This window comes from Peteryoungia desertarenae (assembly GCF_005860795.2).
Taxonomy (GTDB): Bacteria; Pseudomonadota; Alphaproteobacteria; order Rhizobiales; family Rhizobiaceae; genus Allorhizobium; species Allorhizobium desertarenae.
Genome location: NZ_CP058350.1, coordinates 2,691,773 through 2,714,787, shown reverse-complemented (window position 1 = coordinate 2,714,787; position 23,015 = coordinate 2,691,773). Strand labels below are relative to the sequence as shown.

Annotated in this window: 21 protein-coding genes; 4 read left to right on the top strand and 17 right to left on the bottom strand. The window is 58.8% G+C overall.

Annotation, left to right across the window (positions count from 1 at the left end; translation table 11 throughout):
* Positions 1-59 precede the first annotated feature (59 nt).
* Positions 60-683: a GntR family transcriptional regulator gene (locus FE840_RS13260; protein ID WP_138288661.1), complete on the top strand. Its 624-nt coding sequence runs from the start codon at positions 60-62 to the stop codon at positions 681-683.
* An 84-nt stretch (positions 684-767) separates the two neighbouring features.
* A complete protein-coding gene (locus tag FE840_RS13255) occupies positions 768-1,577 on the top strand; it encodes a hypothetical protein (RefSeq protein ID WP_138288662.1) in 810 nt (269 codons plus the stop codon).
* A 53-nt stretch (positions 1,578-1,630) separates the two neighbouring features.
* On the opposite strand, the gene FE840_RS13250 is transcribed toward FE840_RS13255, so the two are convergent.
* The 5 genes from FE840_RS13250 to cysG form a co-directional block, all read right to left on the bottom strand.
* The gene (locus tag FE840_RS13250; RefSeq protein ID WP_138288663.1) at positions 1,631-2,443 is read right to left on the bottom strand and encodes a ferredoxin--NADP reductase; all 813 of its coding nucleotides are present in this window, start codon (positions 2,441-2,443) and stop codon (positions 1,631-1,633) included.
* 170 nt (positions 2,444-2,613) lie between these two features.
* The gene (locus tag FE840_RS13245; RefSeq protein ID WP_138288664.1) at positions 2,614-3,126 is read right to left on the bottom strand and encodes a DUF934 domain-containing protein; all 513 of its coding nucleotides are present in this window, start codon (positions 3,124-3,126) and stop codon (positions 2,614-2,616) included.
* Positions 3,127-3,139: 13 nt separating this feature from the next.
* Positions 3,140-4,813 carry a nitrite/sulfite reductase gene (locus FE840_RS13240; RefSeq protein WP_138288665.1) on the bottom strand — a complete coding sequence of 558 codons (1,674 nt, stop codon included), beginning with the start codon at positions 4,811-4,813 and terminating at the stop codon, positions 3,140-3,142.
* A 15-nt stretch (positions 4,814-4,828) separates the two neighbouring features.
* On the bottom strand, positions 4,829-5,143 hold the full coding sequence (locus FE840_RS13235) for a DUF2849 domain-containing protein (RefSeq protein WP_138288666.1): 315 nt from the start codon (positions 5,141-5,143) through the stop codon (positions 4,829-4,831).
* Between the two features lie 2 nt (positions 5,144-5,145).
* A complete protein-coding gene (gene cysG / locus FE840_RS13230) occupies positions 5,146-6,588 on the bottom strand; it encodes a siroheme synthase CysG (RefSeq protein WP_138288667.1) in 1,443 nt (480 codons plus the stop codon).
* A gap of 266 nt (positions 6,589-6,854) precedes the next feature.
* Here cysG and FE840_RS13225 point away from each other — a divergent pair, with 266 nt between their 5' ends.
* Positions 6,855-7,442, top strand: coding sequence for a deaminase (locus FE840_RS13225; protein ID WP_138288668.1), 588 nt, complete (start codon positions 6,855-6,857; stop codon positions 7,440-7,442).
* Between the two features lie 19 nt (positions 7,443-7,461).
* Positions 7,462-8,280, top strand: coding sequence for a nucleoside triphosphate pyrophosphohydrolase (gene mazG / locus FE840_RS13220; protein WP_138288669.1), 819 nt, complete (start codon positions 7,462-7,464; stop codon positions 8,278-8,280).
* Positions 8,281-8,317: 37 nt separating this feature from the next.
* On the opposite strand, the gene FE840_RS13215 is transcribed toward mazG, so the two are convergent.
* The 12 genes from FE840_RS13215 to dusB form a co-directional block, all read right to left on the bottom strand.
* The gene (locus FE840_RS13215) at positions 8,318-8,926 is read right to left on the bottom strand and encodes a DedA family protein (protein WP_138288670.1); all 609 of its coding nucleotides are present in this window, start codon (positions 8,924-8,926) and stop codon (positions 8,318-8,320) included.
* Between the two features lie 202 nt (positions 8,927-9,128).
* Positions 9,129-9,788 (bottom strand): bacteriochlorophyll 4-vinyl reductase, encoded by a 660-nt coding sequence (gene bchJ, locus FE840_RS13210; RefSeq protein WP_138288671.1) that lies wholly within the window; start codon positions 9,786-9,788, stop codon positions 9,129-9,131.
* Positions 9,775-11,400, bottom strand: a complete 1,626-nt coding sequence (gene bchE, locus FE840_RS13205; RefSeq protein WP_138288672.1) for a magnesium-protoporphyrin IX monomethyl ester anaerobic oxidative cyclase — start codon at positions 11,398-11,400, stop codon at positions 9,775-9,777. The genes bchJ and bchE overlap by 14 nt, the downstream gene beginning before the upstream one ends.
* 102 nt (positions 11,401-11,502) lie before the next feature.
* Positions 11,503-12,837, bottom strand: coding sequence for a GTPase HflX (gene hflX, locus FE840_RS13200; RefSeq protein ID WP_138288673.1), 1,335 nt, complete (start codon positions 12,835-12,837; stop codon positions 11,503-11,505).
* Positions 12,838-12,904: 67 nt separating this feature from the next.
* Positions 12,905-13,156, bottom strand: coding sequence for an RNA chaperone Hfq (gene hfq, locus FE840_RS13195; RefSeq protein ID WP_138288674.1), 252 nt, complete (start codon positions 13,154-13,156; stop codon positions 12,905-12,907).
* A 109-nt stretch (positions 13,157-13,265) separates the two neighbouring features.
* Entirely contained in the window at positions 13,266-14,129 is an 864-nt protein-coding gene (locus FE840_RS13190) for a D-amino-acid transaminase (RefSeq protein WP_138288675.1), read from the bottom strand.
* A gap of 15 nt (positions 14,130-14,144) precedes the next feature.
* The gene (gene trkA / locus FE840_RS13185; RefSeq protein WP_138288676.1) at positions 14,145-15,521 is read right to left on the bottom strand and encodes a Trk system potassium transporter TrkA; all 1,377 of its coding nucleotides are present in this window, start codon (positions 15,519-15,521) and stop codon (positions 14,145-14,147) included.
* Between the two features lie 57 nt (positions 15,522-15,578).
* Entirely contained in the window at positions 15,579-16,943 is a 1,365-nt protein-coding gene (gene ntrX, locus FE840_RS13180) for a nitrogen assimilation response regulator NtrX (protein WP_138288677.1), read from the bottom strand.
* Positions 16,933-19,203 carry a sensor histidine kinase NtrY-like gene (locus tag FE840_RS13175; RefSeq protein ID WP_138288678.1) on the bottom strand — a complete coding sequence of 757 codons (2,271 nt, stop codon included), beginning with the start codon at positions 19,201-19,203 and terminating at the stop codon, positions 16,933-16,935. Before FE840_RS13175 ends, ntrX begins: the two co-directional genes overlap by 11 nt.
* A gap of 172 nt (positions 19,204-19,375) precedes the next feature.
* Positions 19,376-20,827 carry a nitrogen regulation protein NR(I) gene (gene ntrC / locus FE840_RS13170; RefSeq protein WP_138288679.1) on the bottom strand — a complete coding sequence of 484 codons (1,452 nt, stop codon included), beginning with the start codon at positions 20,825-20,827 and terminating at the stop codon, positions 19,376-19,378.
* On the bottom strand, positions 20,827-21,960 hold the full coding sequence (locus FE840_RS13165; protein ID WP_138288680.1) for a two-component system sensor histidine kinase NtrB: 1,134 nt from the start codon (positions 21,958-21,960) through the stop codon (positions 20,827-20,829). Before FE840_RS13165 ends, ntrC begins: the two co-directional genes overlap by 1 nt.
* Complete coding sequence (gene dusB, locus FE840_RS13160; RefSeq protein ID WP_138288681.1) at positions 21,957-22,952, bottom strand: tRNA dihydrouridine synthase DusB; 996 nt, start codon at positions 22,950-22,952, stop codon at positions 21,957-21,959. Before dusB ends, FE840_RS13165 begins: the two co-directional genes overlap by 4 nt.
* Positions 22,953-23,015 lie beyond the last annotated feature (63 nt).

The following is a 23,015-nucleotide window of genomic DNA, read 5'->3' as shown; positions in this document are numbered from 1 at the left end:
CGGCAGCTTGCCAGCTTGGGTGCGGTGTGTCAATCTCTGATATATCACAGGAGATTGGCATGACTGAGTCCGGAAGCCCTTTGAGTCACCTCGCTTATCTGGCGCTGGAAAATGCGCTTGTGACCCTTGAGCTTGCACCAGGTGCATTGGTCACGGAGAAGCAGCTCATTGCCCGCTCCGGTCACGGGCGAACCCCTGTTCGCGAGGCTATTCAGAAGCTGGAATGGCAGGGGCTCATTGTTGTCCGACCAAGGGTCGGACTGCAGGTGGCAGAAATCCGTCCGCAGGATCATCGCCAGATCATGGAGGTGCGACACAAGCTGGAACCAATGGCGGCCGGCCTGGCCGCGTCGAACGCAACACCTGAGCAAAGGGAGGGCTTGATGGATTGTGCACGTGCGATGACATCAGCCGCTGCGACCGGCGATTACGGCGGGTTTCTGACTGCTGACAAGCAGTTTGACGAGATACTTGAGGCTTCCTGCCCCAATCCGTTTCTCATTGCTGCTCTGGCTCCCCTGCAGACCCATTCACGCAGGCTGTGGTTTGCAGCTCGCAGCCCGGAGAAAATGGACCGTTCTGTCTCTCTGCATGTCGCGGTCATTCGCGCAATTCAGCAACAGGACGCAGACCAAGCGCGACAGATGATGGAGAGACTGATTTCCGATCTCACTGAAACGTGACGTGTCACTCAATCGACTGTCGGACACAGTGGTCTCGTTCGACGACTTCGTCGCGCCAAGTTTGTTTGTCGAGGAGACCGCTCAGTGTTCAAAGCAAGATTGTCGACGGCTCTCGCCTTAACCTTCGCGACAAGTCTTGTGGCCGCGCAAGACATGAACAAGCTGCCGGATGGCGAGACTACGAAATACAAAGACTATTCGGCCTGGCTTGTCGGCCCTACCGCCATCTATGGCCATGCAGCCCTGGGTGATTCAATCGAAGCGGAAGGCTTCGTTATTGAACGGAATGGAACGCAATACTCATTCCGACTTCCGGCAGATCAAGTTTATGAGGATCGGCGCGTCAGACTGACTGACATCGATGGAGATGGTAGCCCGGAGGCCCTGATCGTCCGGGCGAATCTTGCGCTGGGTGCATCGCTTGCGCTCTACACCATCAGGGACGGCACAATCGAGTTGATGGCTGAAAACGAGGCCATCGGGCGACGAAACCGCTGGCTCAATCCGGTCGGCATTGCCGATTTCTCTGGATCGGGCGAGCCCCTGATCGCGGCGGTCGTGACGCCACATCTGACGGGATCGCTCCGCTTCTTCCGTATTGAAGGCAAGCGCCTTGTGAACCTCGGCGGCATCGACGGTGTGACAAATCACATCAATGGCAGCCGGGATCTCGACCTGTCGCGCATTGCAGATCTGGATGGCGACGGAAGCGCTGAGATCGTCTTGCCGTCATTGGAACGGACACGCCTCCTGGCAATTTCGTTTGAACAAGGCCACACCACAATCGAAAAACAATGGGATGTGCCCTCGCCGATTGAACGCTTGGGAGTGATCAGCGGCGGCAAGATTCAGATGGAATTGCGCAACGGGCAGAACCTGACAGTAGCGCTTTAAACGAATGACGCCCGGCGCAGCAGACCGGGCGTACAATCATGACCTCGATTCAATCAGCCAACGAAGGCGCGTTCGATGACGAATTCGGCCGGCTTGTTGTTGGCGCCTTCGGTGAGGCCTGCCTGCTCAAGGATCGTCTTCGTATCCTTCAGCATGGCCGTCGAGCCGCAGATCATCCCACGGTCAGTCGAAGGGTCCAGCGGTGGTACACCCAGGTCCGCGAAGAGTTTCCCGCTTTCCATCAGATCAGTGATGCGCCCCTTGAATGGATAGTCTTCGCGGGTCACCGTTGCGTAATGCTTCAGCTTGTCGCCGACCAGTTCGGCCAGGAATTCATGGTTCTTGATTTCCTCAACCAGATCGAAGCCGTATTTCAGCTCCGCCACGTCGCGACAGGTATGGGTGAGGATGACTTCCTCGAACTTTTCATAGGTCTCGGGATCGCGGATCAGGCTGGCAAAGGGCGCAATACCGGTGCCGGTCGAGAACATGTAGAGGCGCTTGCCGGGGGTGAGCGCATCCAGCACCAGCGTGCCGGTCGGCTTCTTGCGCATCAGCACCTTGTCGCCCGGCTTAATCTTCTGCAGATGCTGGGTCAGCGGGCCGTCAGGAACCTTGATCGAGAAGAATTCGAGTTCCTCGTCCCAGGATGGACTTGCGATGGAATAGGCGCGGTAGATCGGCTTGCTCTCGACCATCAGGCCAATCATCGCAAACTCGCCCGAGCGGAAGCGGAAGCCGGCGGGGCGGGTCATGCGGAAGCGGAACAGGCGGTCGGTATAGTGCGTCACGCTTAGCACCGTTTCGGCATAAACGCCTTCGGGCACGATCAGTTCGGCGTTGTCGGTCTTCACAGGAGCATTCATAGGCTGTCGGTCCTATCGTTCAGTCGATTGGGAAGAGCCTATAATCCAGACCGTCCCATTCCACAATTCAGCCGGCATGCGCATTTCGCAGCCGAGATATCCGTTAAAGCGAAGGCGGCAACCTTGACCGAGGTCAATTTGCCGCCCTGTGATAGCGATATTTCTATGTCTCAGGCACCAGTGGAGCCGAGGCGACGCCAGCTGAAACCGCCAACCGCTTCGGATCCTCGAGCCGTCGGCTGGTAACGCTGGGCGACGCCGGTGAGACAGTTATCAGCAAGCCGCCGCTGGGCGACGGGATTGGTGACGGCGAAGCTGTCGAAGCCGGTGCGCAGCATCAGCGGCACCTGGTCGATCAGGACGTCGCCAACGGCGCGCAACTCGCCGGAATAGCGCAGACGCTCGCGCAGCAGCGACGCATGGCTGAAACCACGGCCATCGTTGAAGGCCGGAAACGCGACCGCGATCAGTGCGATACGGTCGAGATAAGGCTCAAGCTTCTTCACGTCGTCTGCCGGTGCAATCAGCACGCCGAGGCCGACATCGTTGGTCTCACCAACGGTTTCCAGGAAAGAGTCCAGCGGGAGAATGGCCTTTTCGCCCTCGCCTGCCTTGCGCTCTTCCGTTTCGGTTACCCAGATGTCGCCATCGACGAAACCGGTTTCTTTCCAGATCTTGGTCATAATTCTTCCAGTCTCACGCGGCTTCGGCAGAGGCGTTGCCATAAAGCGCGTCCTTGAACGGCTTGGGGCCGACACGGCGATAGGCTTCGAGGAAGGTTTCCTTCGGATCGAGGCGGAGGCCGAGATAGGTATCAACGATCGTCTCGACGGCGTCCGTCACCTTTTCCGGCTCGAAGCCGCGACCGATGATCTCGCCGATCGAGGAGTTCTCGTCACCGGAACCACCCAGCGTGATCTGGTAGAGCTCGGCACCCTTCTTCTCGACACCGAGCAGGCCGATATGGCCGACATGGTGGTGCCCGCAGGCATTGATGCAGCCGGAGATCTTGATCTTGAGTTCGCCGATCTCCTGCTGACGCTCCAGGGAGCCAAAGCGCTCGGAGATCGCCTGGGCGACCGGGATCGAACGCGCATTGGCGAGCGCGCAGTAGTCAAGCCCCGGACAGGCGATCATGTCGGTAATCAGGTTGGAGTTGGCGGTCGCAAGTCCCGCCTTCTCCAGCGCCTGATAGAGCGGATAGAGATCACCCTTGGCGATATGCGGCAGGATCAGGTTCTGCTCGTGGCTGACGCGGATTTCGTCGAAAGCATAGGTCTCAGCGAGGTCAGCCACCAGATCCATCTGGGCGTCCGAGGCATCGCCCGGCGTGCCACCGATCGGCTTCAGCGAGATCGTCACCATGGCATAATCCGGGTGGCGATGCTCCTTCACATTGTGGCGCACCCAGGCAGCAAAGGCGGCATCCGCCTTCTGCGCACGGGCCAGAGCATCCCAACCGTCGGCGCGCGCAGCGAGTGCCGGAGGCGCGAAATAGGTCTCGATGGCGCGGATATCGCCTTCCGGCAGCTTCAGTTCGCTGTCACGGATCTGGTCGAATTCGGCCTCGACCTGACGGGTCAGTTCTTCGACACCGGTTTCGTGCACGAGGATCTTGATGCGGGCCTTGTACTTGTTGTCGCGGCGGCCATGCAGATTGTACACGCGCACGATCGCGGTGATGTAGGTCAGAAGGTCGGCTTCCGGCAGGAAGTCGCGGATCTTCTTGGCGATCAGCGGGGTGCGGCCCTGGCCACCGCCGACATAGACGGCAAAGCCGAGTTCGCCAGCTTCATTCTTCTTCAGATGCAGACCGATGTCATGCACCTGGATGGCCGCACGGTCCTTCTCGGCGCCGGTGACGGCGATCTTGAACTTGCGCGGCAGGAAGGAGAATTCCGGATGCAGCGAGGACCACTGGCGCAGGATTTCGGCATAGGGTCGCGGATCGGCGACCTCGTCGGCGGCAGCACCGGCGAAATGATCGGCCGTCACGTTGCGGATGCAATTGCCCGAGGTCTGGATCGCATGCATCTCGACGCTTGCGAGATCCTTCAGGATATCGGGCGTGTCGGAGAGCTTCGGCCAGTTGTACTGGATGTTCTGGCGGGTGGTGAAGTGTCCATAACCACGGTCATATTTACGTGCGATGTGGGCCAGCATGCGCATCTGCTTCGAATTCAGCGTGCCATAGGGGATGGCGACGCGCAGCATGTAGGCATGCAGCTGGAGATAGACGCCGTTCATCAGGCGCAGCGGCTTGAAGGCGTCTTCGGCGAGTTCACCGGAGAGGCGGCGAGCCACCTGGTCGCGGAACTGCTCTACGCGCGCCGACACAAAAGCGTGGTCGAATTCGTCATAACGGTACATGTCTAAACCTCAGCCTCAAGCGGCGATGAATGCCGGGTCGGCATAACCGTGACCCTCGGCATATGCAATGGTCGGGCCTTCCGCCCGGATACGTTCGCGCAGGCGAAGGGGGCGCAGGATACCGTCCTTTTCCTCGATTTCGATGACATTGAGGTCGACCACGAGATTGCTGGCGAAGGCCTGCTTGCCGGCGGCTTCCAGGGCTTCGACGGCCTCGGCATGGCGCGCGACAAAGGCTTCCTGCAGACGCTCGGTCCACTGGCCATTGGCATCGAGCCAGACGGCGATGCCGTCGGTCAGGCGGTTTGCTGTGAGAACCTTATCTACCATCGTCAAATCCTTGCAGTTTCCAGTTCAGCCGTGACACGCGCACCGAGCGGTTCGGAGCGGCTGAAATCGGCGCCGGCGACAGCGTCGCCGATAATGACCATGACCGGGCCGGTCAACTCGGTACGAGCCTCGAGCCCCGGCAATTCCTTGAGCGTGCCATGCAGCAGACGGCTGTCGCGGCGCCCGGCATTCTCGACAACGGCAACCGTCGTATCCTCGGCGAGGCCGCCCTGCATCAGACGCTCGGCGACGGAGGCCGCGACCGTGCGGCCCATATAGACGGCAACGGTTGCGCCCGACAGCGCAAGCCGCGCCCAATCCGGCAACACATTACCCTGCAAATCGTGGCCGGTCGTGAAGACCAGCGACGAGGAAACGCCGCGCAGCGTCAGCGGCAGTTCGAAGTCTGCGGCGGCGGCGAGTGCCGAGGTTACGCCGGGCACAATCTCGTAGGCAATGCCCGCATCGCGCAACGCTGCCATCTCTTCGCCGGCACGACCGAAGACCAGCGGATCACCCGACTTCAGACGGACGACACGCTTGCCCGCATGACCAAGCTCGACGAGCAGCGCATTGATTTCGCTCTGCGACTTCGAATGACAGCCCTTGCGCTTGCCGACGGGAATGCGCTCGGCGTCACGGCGGCCCATATCGACCACTTCGCGCGGCACCAGCGCGTCATAGACGATGACGTCGCATTCCATCATCAGGCGATGGGCGCGCAGCGTCAGCAGGTCTTCGGCACCCGGGCCGGCACCGACGAGGAAAACGCGGCCTTCGACCCGATCGGCAGCAACGCCCTTCAGGAGACGGGTGGCTTCACGGCGGGCCAGGCTGATCTCGTCGGCCTCGACGTGATCAGCGACCTTGCCCTTGAAGAAATCGCGCCAGAACAGGCGGCGCGGCGCACCACGGGGCACGAGACGATCAACCGCGCGGCGGTAAGAATTGGCGAGACGCCCGAGCTTGCCGAGCGAGCGTGGCAGCAGACGGTCGATGTCGGCGCGGATCATCTGGGCGAGCACCGGGCCCACGCCTTCAGTTCCGATGGCCACAGCGATCGGTGCACGGTTGACGAGCGCCGGCGTGTAGAAATCGCAATAATCCGGCTGATCCACCGCATTGGCCGGGATCCGGGCCGCGCGGGCGGCAGCGACGATCTCGCGGTCGAGAGCGCCCTCACCCGTTGCGGCAAAGACCAGGCGCGCGCCCTGAACTTGCGAAGGATCGAAAGGCTCGGACATCTGCTCGATGGCGTTCGCAGCGAGGAAGGCGGCGTAATCGGCTTCCGGAGCATCGGCATAGGCGACGATGCGGGCTTCTGTATTCTTCAACAGGCGTGCCTTTGCATAGGCCTCGTCACCGTTTCCAAAAACGGCGGCGACCTCGTTCTCGACCTTGAAGAAGGCCGGAAAGACAGAAAGCTGTTTGTCCTGCTGTGCCATGAATCATCCGATGCCAGTGGACGACACTATCGCGTCCCGGTCTTAGAAATTGAAGAAACAGAAATTCCTTCGCCCTGCCGCTTGCGTATTTCTGTCCTAGTCCCCTTGCCGATGCGAGCAAATTGCACCGCAGACGTCAAAGACCTACCCTGACTTGGCGACAACGGTCCCGACAGGGGAAAAACCGCTTACCTCCTATCATTTCCCTTTCGAAGGTCGCTTGGCAAGCGATAGTATCGCATTGCACAACAGCGGAGCGGCACCAGATGACCTCACCCGATTTGACCCGTCGACTGCTCGACGTGATCGAACACGACATTCTGCCGCTGACGGCCAAAGGCGTTGCGGCGGGCAACAAGGTTTTCGGAGCCGCGATCCTTCGCAAGTCGGACCTGTCGCTCGTTCTCGCCGAAACCAACAACGAGCTGGAAAACCCGCTCTGGCATGGCGAGGTCCATACGCTGAAACGCTTCTACGAGCGGGGCGAGCGCCCCAATACGAAGGATCTGATCTTTCTGTCGACGCACGAACCCTGCACCATGTGCATGTCGGCGATCACCTGGGCCGGTTTCGACAATTTCTACTATTTCTTCAGCCACGAAGACAGCCGCGACGCCTTTGCCATCCCGCATGACCTGAAGATCCTCAAGGAGGTCTTTGGCCTTGAACCCGGTGGCTATCGGCGGCAGAACGCCTTCTGGCTCAGCCATGCGATGATCGAAATGGTGGCCTCCGCCGACGACGCCGAACGCCCCGTACTTTTCGAGCAGGTCAGCCGGATCAAGGCGGAATATGACCGCCTGTCGGACGCATACCAGTCGTCCAAGGGCGAAAACGACATTCCCCTCAACTGAGCGATCAGACAGGACCATCATGGAAGCCTCCAAGGACATCAATCGCCTGCTCGAGATCATGGCGGCACTGCGCCAGCCTGAGACCGGCTGCCCCTGGGACATCGTCCAGACATTCGAGACGATCAAACCCTATACGATCGAGGAGGCCTATGAGGTGGCCGACGCCATCGAGCGCAAGGACCCGGATGATCTCTGCGAGGAACTGGGGGATCTGTTGCTGCAGGTGGTCTTCCATGCCCGTATCGCCGAGGAGGAAGGCCTGTTCTCCTTCGGCGACGTGGTGGAGGCGATCACGAATAAGATGATCCGCCGCCACCCGCATGTCTTTGCCCGCTCTGATACCGATACGCCGGAGGCGGTCAAGGCGCAGTGGGACAAGATCAAGCAGCAGGAAAAGGCCGAACGTCTCGCACGCCGCGCAGCCCGTGGCTCGGCGGCTGATCCCGACACCGGCTATCTCGGATCGGTGCAGCGGTCATTTCCGGCCCTCACCGAAGCCCTGAAGCTGCAGGAACGTGCGGCCAAGGTCGGCTTCGACTGGTCGGAGGCTGCCCCCATCCTCGACAAGATCGAGGAGGAGATCGGCGAATTGCGCGAGGCGCTTGCCGAAAACAGACCGGACAAGGTCAAGGACGAACTCGGCGATCTGATCTTTGCACTGGTCAATATTGGCCGGCATGTGGGGGCGGAACCGGAGCAGGCCCTGCGCGGAACAAACACAAAGTTCCGAAATCGATTCAGTTATATAGAGACATCTCTTCAAGCATCAGGTGAAACATTGGACGGCGCCTCTCTGGAACGCATGGAAGAGCTCTGGCAGGCGGCGAAGACCAGATAGACGGCGGGCAAACGGCGTGCCGCAGTCAGCCGCAGCGCTATTGATGACTGCGAACGAGATCCTCCTGAATGTTCGGGCTGTGCGTACCAATCTTGTTTATCCGCCACCACGCGAAAGCTATGAGAAAGACCATAGCGGCAAGCAAAACAACACTTGCAAAGCCCCACCCTGCTTCCACAGCCTCCTCCACCTGTGAGCCGAAAACGAAACCCACGGAGACCAGCAAGGCCGTCCAAAGCATGGCCGACGCTGCGTTCAAGACCGTAAACCTGCCCCACGACATGGTTCCGAGTCCGACCGGGAGCGCCCCTATGGTCCGCATGCCCTTGGGATATCTGTAGATAAAGATGTAGGCACTGCCGTAGTTTGCAATCAGGGCTCTCGCTCCTGAATATGTCCTCTCGGCGAACCGCCACCTCTTCAACCAGGCGTCTCCGTATCGTCTGGCAATGAAGAACCGTGCTTCGTCACCCAGGTAGCCACCCGCAAAGGTCACGACCAAAACAAGGGGCAAATCCAAAGCTTGTGCATGAGCTGCATAGCCCGCGAACAAGGGGAGACTGCCGCTTTTCAACATACAGTATGCAAAGAGCAGGATGTAGATCCATGTCCCGTACGCTCTTATCAGCTCAGACAAACCGTCCATGTCACTTCACCACATAACTCAACGCATCAAACGACTATTGTCGTAGATACGGTCTACCGGTTCCGTCGGATTTTTCCCTTCCCGTGACCCGCCTGGGAATGAATGGTTTTTGGCCATCGGGGTCAGTTTGGCTGAACAGACACAGCCGTTTCTCGTGATCCAGTTCTTTGCAGAAAGGCATTTGAAGCGGTCGCGACCACCATCAAGGTATCGGAGCCAGACTGAGCTGGGTGACGCAAAAGCCGTCCCCACGGGCGCAGCACTGACTGTGCCGGACCGATCCCACATTCCCGCACAGGCTCGCAAACAGCCGCTGGAAGACCGCACCATGCCAAGGGCATCCGGCCGTGGCGAGCGGGTTTGCGGCGATGGCCAGGGTCACCACCGGACGTGTCCATCCGGTAACCCTGCCCTCAAAGCTCCCACTGCCGGCAAAGGTCCAGGCGTGGCGGGCAATGGCGGATACGAGCAGACGCGAGGACAGCCCGGGCGGCAGCTTCGGCAGGATTTGCCGCGCAATCGGCGGGATGCGATTTTCCAGAATGTAATGTCCCGTCCGATGTCCGGCATCGGCCAAGACGCGGTCGGCCTCTGCGGGCGGGAGCGTCGCCTGGACGGCGGCAAAGAGCGCCACGGGTTCGCGCTCGTCTATCATCGTCGTCGGCACAACACCGATGTATCGCCCTAACCCGGCTGCCTCGAAAATCAGGCGTGCGGCACCAGGCCCGTCGAGGGCGGAAAGGGCCTCACCTGTCTGGATGATCGCGTTCGGACCGATGCGGGCTGGCGGACGAGCGGGAGGCGTTTCCGGTCGCTCGGCATCGGCGAAAAGCCTTGCCAGTCCGTTGTCAGACGTGGGCATCGTGGCTCTCCGGCCCTCCGCCGCAGGCCATGACGGGCGTTCGTGCCTCTTCCGCCTCGCCTGCCTTGCGGGCACGCAGCTGACTTGCGCGGTCGGACGCCGCCTGCCAGTCGGCCATCTGGGCTGGTGCGATCTTGCGGCTCATATCGAAGCCGAAATCAACCTTCTCCTTCGATTGCGGGCCCCAGTAATTGTGCTTGCCGAGATCATAGAACTTGCGCTCGAAGCCAGCCTTGAGAAAGGCCTTGAGGCAGCCGAGCAGATAGCGGCGGCGAAAACCCTTGCCGCGCCATGGATAATGGAAGAGCGCCTTGATCATGTAGAAGCGGCGGTAATTGTTCATCACACGGTCGAGCAGCTCGGCACGATCCATGGCATCCGGCTTCATGATCGGTGTCACGAAATTGTATTTCGAGAAGTCGAAGATCTCGACCTTGTCGCCGAGTTCCTGGAAGAGCGGCGAGAACGGCCAGGGCGTATACATGGCCCAGTTGGCGAGATCCGGGTTCCAGTCGCGCGCCATGCGATAGGTTTCCTCCAGCGTCTCCGCCGTCTCATTCTCAAGACCAACGATGAACTGCGCTTCGGTGAAGATATCAGCCTCACGGAGCAGGCGGATCGCCTTCTTGTTCTCGGCGACCTTGGTTTCCTTGTTGAAGCGGTCGAGCTTCAGCTGGGCGGCGGCTTCCGTGCCGAGCGAGACATGCACGAGGCCGGCCTTGCGATAGAGGGCCAGATATTCCTCGTCTCTGATAATGTCGGTGACACGGGTGTTGATGCCCCATTTGACCTTGTCCGGCAGGCCGCGGGCGATCAGCTCCTCGCAAAAGGCGATGAACTTCTTGCGGTTGATGGTCGGTTCCTCGTCGGCGAGGATGAAGAAGCCGACCTGATGGTCGTTGACCAGTTTCTCGATCTCGTCGACCACCTTCTTCGGATCACGGATGCGATAATCTCGCCAGAACTTCCACTGAGAACAGAACGAGCAGGTGAAGGGGCAGCCCCGCGCCATGTTGGGGATCGCGACCCTGACGCCAAGCGGCACATAGATGTATTTCTCCCATTCGAGCAGGGTCCAATCCGGCTCGACGGCATCGAAGTTCTTGACGGTGGGTGCGGCAGGCGTCGCGATGATCTTGCCGTCGTCGGTGATATAGGCGAGGCCCTTGATGCCCGCTCTCGTCTCTTTCCAGTTGCCGGCGGCATAAGCGCGGGCGAGTTCGACGATGATCTCCTCGCCTTCGCCACGGACAATGACGTCGATATAGGGCGCCTCGGTCAAGACCTGCTGGTACATGAAGGTGGCATGGATGCCGCCGAGGACCCGGAGTGCCTGAGGGCAGACTTCCCTGGCAATTTCGAGGCAGCGCTCGGCCATGTAGATCGACGGGGTGATCGCGGTGCAGCCGATCAAGTCCGGCTGCAGGCGGCGCAATTCCTCACGCAGCCGGTCCTCGGTCATGTCATTGGTCATGGCATCGAGGAAGTGGATGTCGGTAAAGCCTGCGGACTTCAGCGCGCCGCCGAGATAGGCGACCCAGGCAGGCGGCCAGTTACCGGCAATCTCGGCGCCGCCGGAGTGATAGTTCGGATGGATAAAGACGATGCGCATGACCACCTCCTCAGTGTGTAAACAAAAGTTGACACACTGAGGAATGCGATCACTTGACGTGGATCAAAGCGTGGAGAAAGTGCAATCCCGACCCGGGAGCTGCTACCGCTCCCAATCTTCCTTTGCACGGGGAGCTGGGGCTCCAAGCTTGCGTTCAAGCTCGTTTGCCTGCCGATCAGTGAGGCGAACATCGAGTTCCACAGAGCCATCATCCTGGTCTCGGCGTTCATCGACGATTGCGTTCTCATAGAGCCAGGATACAACCGCGTGCTTGTCAGCCGGGACAGTGATGGCCGCTTCCGTTAAAACGCCCGATAGGCGTTCGGCGATTACGGCCAATAGCGTTTCCACGCCTTCGCCCGAGATAGCCGAAACGGGCAGAACATTTGGGCGCCCCGCCGCCTTTTGCAACAAACCGTCATGATTCTCTGTGGCAAGACGATCGATCTTGTTCCATACCTCAATGATGCGCTCGGAACGCTCTTTCTCGTCAATGCCGAGATCATCGAGGATGCGCAGGACATCTGCCGATTGGGCACCGTTATCAGGATCCGACATGTCGCGGACATGGAGGATGAGATCGGCTTCGAGCACCTCTTCCAGCGTCGCGCGGAAGGCGGCGACGAGGTGGGTGGGCAGGTCGGAGATGAAGCCGACGGTGTCCGACATGATCACGGTGCGACCATGCGGCAGCTTCATGCGGCGCAGCGTCGGGTCCAGCGTCGCAAACAGCATGTCTTCAGCCAGCACACCCGCACCGGTGATCCGGTTGAACAGCGTCGACTTGCCGGCATTGGTGTAGCCAACGAGTGCCACGATCGGATGCGGCACCTTGCGGCGCTTCGCGCGATGAAGCTGGCGGGTGCGCACCACCTGTTCGAGTTCGCGCTCCAGTTTGACGATCTTGTCTTGAAGCAGTCGGCGGTCGGCTTCGATCTGGGTTTCACCCGGACCGCCCATGAAGCCCGCGCCGCCGCGCTGGCGTTCAAGGTGGGTCCAGGAACGGACCAGACGGCCCTTCTGGTAGTTGAGATGCGCAAGCTCGACCTGCAGCGTGCCTTCCTTGGTGGAGGCACGGCGGCCGAAGATTTCGAGGATGAGGCCGGTCCGGTCGATGACCTTGGCGCCCCATTCCTTCTCCAGATTGCGCTGTTGCACCGGTGTCAGGGGATGATCGACGATAATGAGGCCGGCGTCATGCTCGTCGAGCAGCGCCTTGACCTCAGCAATCTTGCCGGAACCCATGAGTGTCGCCGGGCGCGGCTGGCTGACCGTGACGATCAAACCCTGAACGATGGCGAGATCGATGGCGCGGGCAAGGCCGACCGCCTCTTCGAGGCGCGCTTCGTTCGAGCGGCTAGGAACCGGTGGCGCACCTTCGGGCAGCGGCTGGGGCTTCGCCTGTTTCAAGACAGGTACAAGCACGAGCGCCCGCATATCATCCCGGCGCTTTTCGTCCTCCGGGATGATCGATTCGTTTGTTATGTCGCGGCTGGTGATGATATCAGTCCTGTCCGGATTGCGTGTCTTCGCTCTCGAACATCTGCATCGGCTGACCGGGCATGATGGTGGAGATCGCGTGTTTGTAGACCAGCTGGGAATGCCCGTCGCGCCGCAAAAGAACGCAGAAATTGTCGAATGACGTTACAACACCGGTCAGTTTCACGCCATTGATCAAAAAGATGGTCAGTGAAATCTTCTGTTTGCGTACTGTGTTGAGAAATAGATCCTGCAGATTCTGAGAACGTTCCGCCATCGCGCCGCTTCTTTCGTTTTTGCCGGTCATTGCCGGTGTCATTATTCTTAGAACTGGTCAGGTGTGTCGGGCATTTATGTCCCCCCGCCCCTTCACCGCAAAGTTGGTATCAAATCGCTGTCTTTTCCGCAATGTCGAAAAAAGTCGAGCGAATTTTGTCCGCAACGGTACCGGGGTGACCATTTCCGATCACCACGCCATCGATCTCAACGACCGGAAAACAGATGCTTGTTGCGGCGGTGATGAAGACCTCACGCGCTTTCAGCATCTCATCGCGGGAGAAGCGTCGCTCCTCAATTTCCATGCCGAGATGCCTGGAGACATCGATGAGTGTCGTTCGCGTAATGCCACGCAGGATGCCCTGCTCCGCCGGTCGAGTAACAAGCCGACCAGCGGCATCCACGATCCAGACATTCGTTGCCGCACCTTCCGTCACCATGCCTTCGGAATCGACGTAAATCGCCTCCTGCGCACCTGTTTCCTTTGCCTGCTGTCGCGCCATGGCGTTTGGCAAAAGACCCACACTCTTGATGTCGACACGGGACCAGCGGTTATCGGCAAGGGTGATCGCCTTGATGCCATTCGCGTTTTTCAGAGCAATAACCTTTGGATCAGTGCTCTTTGCCGTAATCACGAGCGACGGCTTGACATCGGGACCGGGGAAAACGTGATCGCGTCGCGCAACACCACGCGTCACCTGAAGATAGAAAAGACCGTTGCGTACCCGATTGCGACGCAGCACCTCGCGGATCACATGTGTCAAAGCCGCCCGTGACATCGGATGGTGGATACGCAGTTCCGAAAGCGATCGGTCCAGACGATCAAGATGGCGGGTCAGATCAACGATCACGCCATGCCGGACTTCACAAACCTCGTAAACGCCATCAGCGAATTGATAACCTCGATCCTCGATATGGACGGAGGCGTCCTTGTGGGGAAGATAGCGTCCATTGACGTAAGCTATTCTCGGCATCTGTGTTTTGGTCTTTCAGAAATATTGGATCGACACGCGGAACATCTGTTCCACATCCTTGACTGCACCTGCGGTAGCGAAGATGACGACGCGGTCCTTCGCCTTGATCTTGGTGTCGCCGTTCGGGCGGATCACCGTACCGTCGCGGTAGATTGCGCCGATACGCAGACCGGCCGGCAGTTCCAGCTCCCGAAACGGTCTGCCAACCAGGGGCGATGTTTCCAGCGCTTCGGCCTCGATGACCTCCGCCATGCCTTTTTGAACCGCATAGACAGCACGGATTCGCCCCTTGCGGGCATGCTGCAGCACCCGGGAAATCGTGACAGCCCTTGGGTTGATATAGGCATCAATCCCAATTGATCCCGCCAGATCATGAAAGGATGGATTATTGATCAATACCATGCCGGACTTGCAGCCGAGTCGTTTCGCCATAGCCGCGCTCAAGATGTTTGTCTGGTCATTGTTCGTGAGGGTCACGATCAAATCGGCATTCTCGATATCAGCCTGCTGCAGAATATTCTGGTCCAGTGCAGAACCGTGCAGGACAATGCCCATACGGAGCTGTTCTGACACCGAAATGGCCCGTTCTCGGTCGCTTTCGATGATCTTGATCCGGGTCTTTGGCTGCATCTCTTCTATGGTGCGGGCAACATAGTAACCAATATTGCCACCACCCGCGATGACGATCCGCCCAGCTTCCTGCTCCTCATGCCCGAACAGGCCGAGTGTTCTGCGGGCATGATCCCGCTGGCATATGACATAGGCGAGGTCGCCGACGGACAATTGATCCCGAGAATTGACGATGCGCAGCTTTCCGTTTCGGTAAACAGCCGTCACGGTCGCCATCAAGTCCGGGAAGAGTTCGCTCAATTGCTGCAGCGGAGTGTCGACCACCGGGCAATCCTCCATGCACTCGATTGCGAGCATGGCGACATTATCGTCAGCGAACCGAACTATATCCGTTGCACCAGGGAAAGAAATCCTGCGCAAAACCATCTTGCCGACTTCGATCTCAGGCGAGATTGCCACATCAATAGGCAGATTATCGCGACTGAACAAGTCGGAGTATTCCGGCCGCAGATAGTTCTGAGAGCGGATACGGGCAATACGAGTGGGCACGTTGAACAGCGAGTGCGCCACCTGACATGCGATCATGTTGATCTCGTCATAGAGCGTGACCGCAATGATCATGTCTGCCTGATCTGCACCGGCTCGTGCCAGCACATCCGGATGCGCGCCGTGACCGACATAGCCGCGTACGTCCAGGGTTTCTGTAATATGGGCGACGAGCGACGCGGATGTATCGATGACCGATACGTCGTTGTCCTCAAGGGATAGCCGTTCGGCGATGCCGTAGCCGACCTGTCCCGCCCCGCAGATGATTACTTTCATGATGCCTCTCCAGGCGACTAACCCAAGGCGAATCCGCCTCGGGCACCGATCAGCAGTTTATACGCCAAGAGACTTCAGTTTGCGATGGAGGGCGGACCTCTCCATCCCTACGAATTCTGCCGTGCGCGAGATATTGCCGCCGAATCGGTTGATCTGGGCAATCAAGTAATCGCGCTCGAACATTTCGCGAGCCTCACGCAGAGGCAAGGTCATGATGTGACTGTCATTTCGCGCAGACACCTTCGGCAGCATGTCCGACAAGTCAGGCGGAAGCATCTCCGCCGTAATCGGGGTATCGGGACCGTCGCCCTGAGCAAGAATCATCAGGCGCTCGATGTTGTTGCGGAGCTGCCGGATGTTGCCGGGCCAGTCATTGGCTTGCAGCACCGCCATCGCGTCGTCACCGATCTTTCGCTGGCGGATGCCGGCGTGTTCGGAGATCTGGCGCATGAAGAGATCGACGAGGAACGGAATGTCCTCACGCCGCTCCGCGAGCGCTGGTACCTTGATCGGAACGACAGCGAGGCGATGAAACAGATCTTCGCGGAAGCGACCTTCGGCAATAAGGCCTTCAAGGTTATAGGCGGAAGAGGATATGATCCGGACATCGACCTTGACCCGCTTTGTTCCACCTACTCGCTCGAACTGTTGTTCGACCAGAACCCGAAGGATCTTGTTCTGCGTTTCGCGCGGCATTTCGCCGATCTCGTCGAGATACAAAATCCCCCTATGGGCCTCTTCCAACGCACCGATGCGCCTCGGCTGCCCAGGAGAGCCTTCGGAGCCGAACAAGGCCAGTTCCATACGCTCCGGCGTGATCGCTGCGGCGTTGAGGGACACGAAGGGACCGGCAGATCTGCTGGAACGCTTGTGAATCATCCGCGCCACGAGTTCCTTGCCGGACCCGGAGGGGCCGAAAATCATGATGCGGCTGTTTGTCGGCGCCACCTTCTCGATGGTCTGGCGAAGCTGTGACACGGCGACCGACGTCCCAATCAGCTCAATGGCATCACCGGTGCGACGCTTCAGATCAGAAACCTCGCGCTTCAGCTTTGAGTTTTCAAGCGCCCGCTCAGCAATGAGGATCAGGCGGTCTGCCTTGAATGGTTTTTCGATGAAGTCGAAAGCACCACGCTTGATCGCCGAGACCGCCGTTTCGATGTTTCCATGGCCAGATATCATCACAACCGGCAGGTCCGGATAACGGGACTTGATCTCGTCCAGCAGCGCGAGACCGTCGAGACGGCTCCCCTGCATCCAGATATCGAGGAACAAAAGGCGCGGCATGCGATCAGAAATCGCTGCAAGCGCGCTGTCTGCATCATGCGCCGTTCGCGTCTCATGCCCCTCATCGCTCAGAATACCGGACACGATTTCGCGAATATCCTCTTCGTCATCAACGACCAGAATGTCAGAGGCCATATGCCTTTTCCCTGTTACTTTCCGGTTCGGCAGTTGAACCACTTTCAACACGCGGCAAAACAATGCGGATCATCGCACCCCGACCGCGGTCGAAGTCTGCCGGCGCGTCATGGAGTTCAAGCTGCCCACCATGCTCTTCAATAATTTTCTTGACGATCGCGAGGCCAAGACCTGTGCCCTTTTCCCGCATCGTCATGTAAGGCTCAAGAATGCGGTGACGATTTTCCACCGGCAGACCGCGCCCGTTGTCAATTACATCAACGACATAGCGGTCCAGCGCCGCGTCATGTGAAGACCTGACAAGTATCTTGCCCCGACCGCCCAATTCGTGGACTGGCACGGCTTCGATCGACTCGGCTGCATTCTTCACAATGTTCCCAACCGCCTGAGCCAGCATTCGGGCATCAAAGTCACCTTCCAGCGGTTCATCTCCGAATTCTCGCAGGAACTCGATTTCATTGCTCCCGATTTCCCGCAAGAAGACGGCATCCTTCAAAATGTCGCGCAGATCAGCCTTCTGTTTCGCTGGTTTCGGCATGCGCGCGAACGCCGAGAACTCATCGACCATCCGACCGATGTCTTCGACCTGACGGACAATCGTGTCCGTGCACTGATCAAAAACCGCCTTGTCATCGTCAGCGATCTGTTTGCCGTAACGGCGCTTCAGACGCTCTGCAGACAGCTGGATCGGTGTCAGCGGATTCTTGATCTCATGGGCAATACGCCGTGCGACATCCGCCCAGGCTGTGGAACGTTGCGCAATGACGAGATCGGTAATGTCATCAAGCGTAATCACGTAGGAATCGGCTGAGCCTCGGGTTTCCTCCCGGGTCACCTGAACGTTCAGCGTCCTCTCCTTGCCGGAGCGAAGCATGTTGATCTGCTCACGATACTCACCACGGTGACGAACCGCAGCCTCCGAAAGAACCCGATCAACCTCAGGCGCAACAAGCGACAATTTCTGCCCGAGTAAACGGTCGGACGGGAGTGCCAAGAGGAATTCTGCGGAAGGATTGACGATCGTAACGACGCCGTCGTCTTCCACACCGATCACGGCCGCGGTAACGCCCGAGAGGACGGCCTCTATAAATCGGCGCCTGTCGTCTACTTCATCCTTGGCCTCGAGGATCTCGTCGCGCTGGCTGCGGATCTGGGTAATCATCTTGTTGAAGGTTCGAGACAGACTGCCGACATCGCCATCAGCTGCGCGAACAGGAACGACGACGTTCAGGTTGCCCGATGCAATGCTGTCTGCGGCACCGATCAGCAGCCTGATGGGCCTGACAATACGGTCCGCGACTGCAATAGCAGTCCAGATTGCCGCGAGGAGAACGATCAGCGCGAATCCCAGATAAAGAACAGCGAACGCGATCTGTAGCGTCGTACGTCCTTCGCTCATGGCCTGGTATTCGGCAGCATTATCCTCCATTAGCCGCATTGCACCCATGACTTTGGGATCAACAGCACGCACGGTGTAGAGGAAGGTCCCCGACAAGGAATCCAGCTTGATCACAGCGCCGACAAGATTGGTGACACCTGGCGGAATGAGGGTCGGCTGTCCGGCCGCAGCACTCTGAAGGGCATCAAGCGGTATTGCCGGTAGCGGGCGTTCTGTTGCGATATCGGCCTGGACAATCGCCGAACCGTCCTGCCGAACGAGAAATGCACCCAGCATGCCGCGTCCCCTCGCCTGACGCGTCATCAATTGAATGAAACCGTTGCGGTCGAGAAAATAAAGCGAACGGTTGCGCTCCAGGTCGTTCGCCATCGAAATGGTCTGCCCCTGCAGATAGCTGGCATTCTCCAGCATGTAGGCCTGCGCGACATTCATCGATGAGGAAACGATTGACTGGGTTCGGATCGAGAACCAACGGTCGAGACCGACATTGAGCGTGATGGAGGCAAAAATGGCGACAAGGATTGCCGGTGTGATGGCGACGATCGAAAAGAGCGCAACGATCCGGACATGCAGCCGGGCCGCTGCCCGACCACGGTTGCGCGCCTTGAAAAGCCGCATGACTTCGCGCCCGATCAGGATCACCAGACCTACGATGAAGAGCGAGTTCAGGACGGCTGAGGCAACGACGACCTGCGACGTCGGTTCGATCGGTGTCAGCCCGAGGAGAACCGGAAGGGTGAAGCTCGCACAAGCCAAAGCGCCACCGGCGAGGAGCAGGCCGGGCAATGCAAATGATGCACGACGGTCATGCGTCAGCACACCTTCTGCCTCCACGACAGGCACTCTCCGGTTCCTTACCATTCAATTCCCCCGCACCTTGAAAAGGTGCCTCTCAGATCAGAGCTGACCCGAGCGCGGCTGCTGTTTGTTGGTCACGCGCCTCTTCTACGGAAAAGGACATGAAGGCCATAGGTTTCAACGTGACTTTTGAGCAACGCTTTGTGGCGAAATTGCAACGAGTGCCGAGGATTTGTCAAGCAGAGCGGGAGCTGCGATACACGGAAACCCCGAGCTCGCGGATCTTCTTGCGCAGAGTGTTTCGGTTGAGGCCGAGCAGGTCAGCCGCTTTGATCTGGTTCCCTCGGGTCGCCGTCAATGCAGCAAGAATCAGTGGATACTCCATCTCGGTCAGCACCCGATCATAGAGCCCGGAAGGCGGAAGTGCGTCGCCGAAACTTGCGAAATAAGTCCGCATATTCTCCTCTACGGCCTGGGAAATCGTCATCGTTCCGGTCGGAATGCCGGTCTTTTCGATCGGGCTGTCGGGGAAATCCGAACGCAGTTCCTGATCCACGATCTCACGCGAGATGACGTCCTGCGGATAAAGAGCCATCAAGCGGCGTACGACATTTTCCAGTTCACGGACATTGCCAGGCCATGGATAAGACTTCATGACTTCCAGTGCTTCCTGATCGAAGCGCTTGGCATCAAGACCCTCCTTTTCACCCTGCTGGATGAAGTGGCGAACGAGATCTGGAATGTCCTCGGCGCGGTCCCGCAACGGCGGCAGCCTGAGGGGCACCACGTTCAAGCGGTAATACAGGTCTTCCCGGAACAGGCCTTGATTGATGGAGTGCTTCAGGTCCTTGTTGGTTGCCGCAACGATACGCACATCGGTGCGGATGGGGGTTCGTCCGCCGACTGTCGTATATTCGCCCTGTTGGAGCACACGAAGGAGACGAGTTTGTGCATCCATCGGCATATCGCCGATTTCGTCGAGAAACAGCGTGCCGCCTTCCGCCTGTTCGAACCGGCCTGTCGAGCGATTTTGCGCCCCGGTAAAGGCTCCCTTCTCATGCCCAAAAAGTTCTGATTCGATCAGATCTCGTGGAATTGCGGCCATATTGATTGCGACAAAGGGGCCGTTCCGGCGCTTGCCGTAATCATGCAGCGCCCGTGCCACCAGTTCCTTGCCGGTGCCGGATTCGCCGGTAATCATCAGCGTCAGATCCGTCTGCATTAGACGGGCAAGAACGCGGTAAATCTCCTGCATTGCCGCTGAACGACCCACGAGCGGCATCCCGTCCTGCATGTCGTCATCGAGGCGAGCGGGCTTCTTCTTCGGTTCCGCCAGCGCCCGCCCGATGATGCCGATGAGTTCGGTCAGATCGAAGGGCTTCGGCAGATAGTCATAGGCACCCTTTTCCGAGGCCTTGATCGCCGTCATGAAGGTATTTTGCGCACTCATGACAAGAACGGGAAGCTCGGGACGAGCTTTCTTGATGCGCGGCAGAAGATCGAAGGCATTTTCATCAGGCATGATGACATCCGTCACCACCAGGTCCCCCTCACCGGCAGAGATCCACCGCCAGAGGGTGGCCGCGTTCGAGGTGATACGAACCTCGTAACCGGCACGCGTCAGCGCCTGGTTGAGCACAGTGCGAATGGCGGCATCATCGTCAGCGACTAGGATCGTGGCTGTCATCAGTTCGTTCCTGTGGGGTTGGCGAGAGGCGTATCCTCAAGGGCCGTATCCTTGGACATCGGCATGAGGACGCGAAACGTGGTTCGGCTTGCCTGGCTGTCACATTCGATGATGCCGCCATGACCGCCGATTATCTTTGCCACCAGCGCAAGTCCGAGGCCGGAACCGTTGGTCTTGGTCGTGATGAAGGGGTCAAAAAGGTGTGGCAGGAGGTCAGTCGGCACGCCGGGTCCGTTATCGTGGACGCAGAATTCCAGGGGAAGCGATATCTTTTCCCGTGATCCGGCAACCGAAAGACGGATCCCCGGTCGATAGGCGGTCGTAAGCTGAATTTCACCATCCGTCCGATCTCCGATCGCCTCGGCGGCATTTTTCACCAGGTTCAGGAAGACCTGCACCAGCTGGTCCCGATTGGCAAAGACCGGGGGCAGCGACGGATCGTAACTCTCGGTGACGCGAATGTTGCGAGCGAAGCCGGCCTTGGCAACGGCCTTCACCTGGTCCAGAACCGAATGGATGTTCACCGGCGCGCGATCAACCGGACGCTCGTCCGAGAAGACTTCCATGCGATCAACAAGCGAGACGATACGGTCGGTCTCGTCACAGATCAGCCGGGTCAAGGCGCGGTCTTCATCGGTTACCGCCGTCTCAAGAAGCTGCGCTGCGCCGCGAATGCCCGAGAGTGGATTCTTGATTTCATGCGCAAGCATCGACGCGAGGCCAGTAACCGAACGAGCCGCAGCCCGGTGGGTCAATTGGCGATCGATCTTGTCCGCCATCGACCGTTCCTGAAAGACGACAACGACACTGCCCGGTTGGGACAAAACCGGCGCAACATAAAGATCGACCAGTTTTTCCTGCCCAAGACGCGGGGAACTGAGGTCCACCCGATACTCGTTCACAGGCGCGCGGCGCTCGCGGACCTGATCGATCAATGACAAAAGAGGGCTGCCGAATGGAATGAAGGTCGAGATACGATAGCGTGCGAGATGACTGGCGCTGGCTCCGAAAAACGCTTCAGCCTCCCAGTTTGCGAAAGCGATGTGGCCGTTTTGATCCACCATGACCACGGGATTTTGTATCGCATTCAGAACGGCCATCGCTAGGCCATTGCCGCTGCTATTTGCCGTCATGCGGCCTCCCGTTTGCTGGTTTGAGTGCTGCCAAGCGCCTGTTTCATGGCACGTGTGACAAAGGCCGGATCCTTGGTAGTCATGATTTCCGCTTTTAGTCCGGGGGGCGTCTCGGGCGCATGGCGATCGAGATACCAGCCGAGATGCTTGCGGGCGTGGCGCAGCCCCACTTCGCGCCCATAATGCGCCAGCATCATTTCGTAATGCTCCACGATCAGCGACGGCAAATCCTCACGCCGCGGAGGCGCAGCTCCGGCCAGAGCACCTGCATGCCACGGCCGCCCCTGGGAGGACCGACCAACCATCACGGCGTCGGCACCGGAACGCCTGATTATTTCTGTGGCGTCGTCAGAGGTATCCACATCACCATTTGCGACCAGCGGCACTGTGATGGCATTACGCACATCTGCAATCGCATCCCAATCAGCGCTGCCTTCGTAAAACTGCATGCGGGTGCGACCATGGACAGTGATCAACTGCACTCCGACAGACTCCGCGCGAGCTGCAAGTTCCGGTGCATTCAGAGACGAATGGTCCCAGCCAAGCCGCATCTTCACGGTCACCGGTACAGACACTGCCTTTACGGTCGCCTCGATGATGGAAAGTGCGTGATCGGGCTCGCGCATCAAGGCCGAACCGGCATATCCGCCGATGACCTTCTTCGCAGGGCAGCCCATATTGATGTCGATAATGTCCGCACCATTGGCTTCAGCAATCTTTGCCGCCTCCGCCATCCAATGTGGATCACGACCCGCGAGCTGAACCATGTGCGGATTCAACCCCGCTCCCTTCAGCCTGCTCCAGGATTCTGCGGCATTGTGAACGAGCTCACGACTTGCGACCATTTCGGTTACAACAAGGCCAGCACCAAAGCGAAATGCCAGCTGCCGGAAGGGCAGATCGGTTACGCCAGACATCGGAGCCAGCACCACACGGTTACGGACCCTGACCGTGCCAATCTGAAATGGCGTATCTAACGCGACTGAAGTCAATTGATTATCTTTCGGGCATCAAAGCTACTTGCACTATTTTTAGCCAGTTGCGCAGTGATTGCC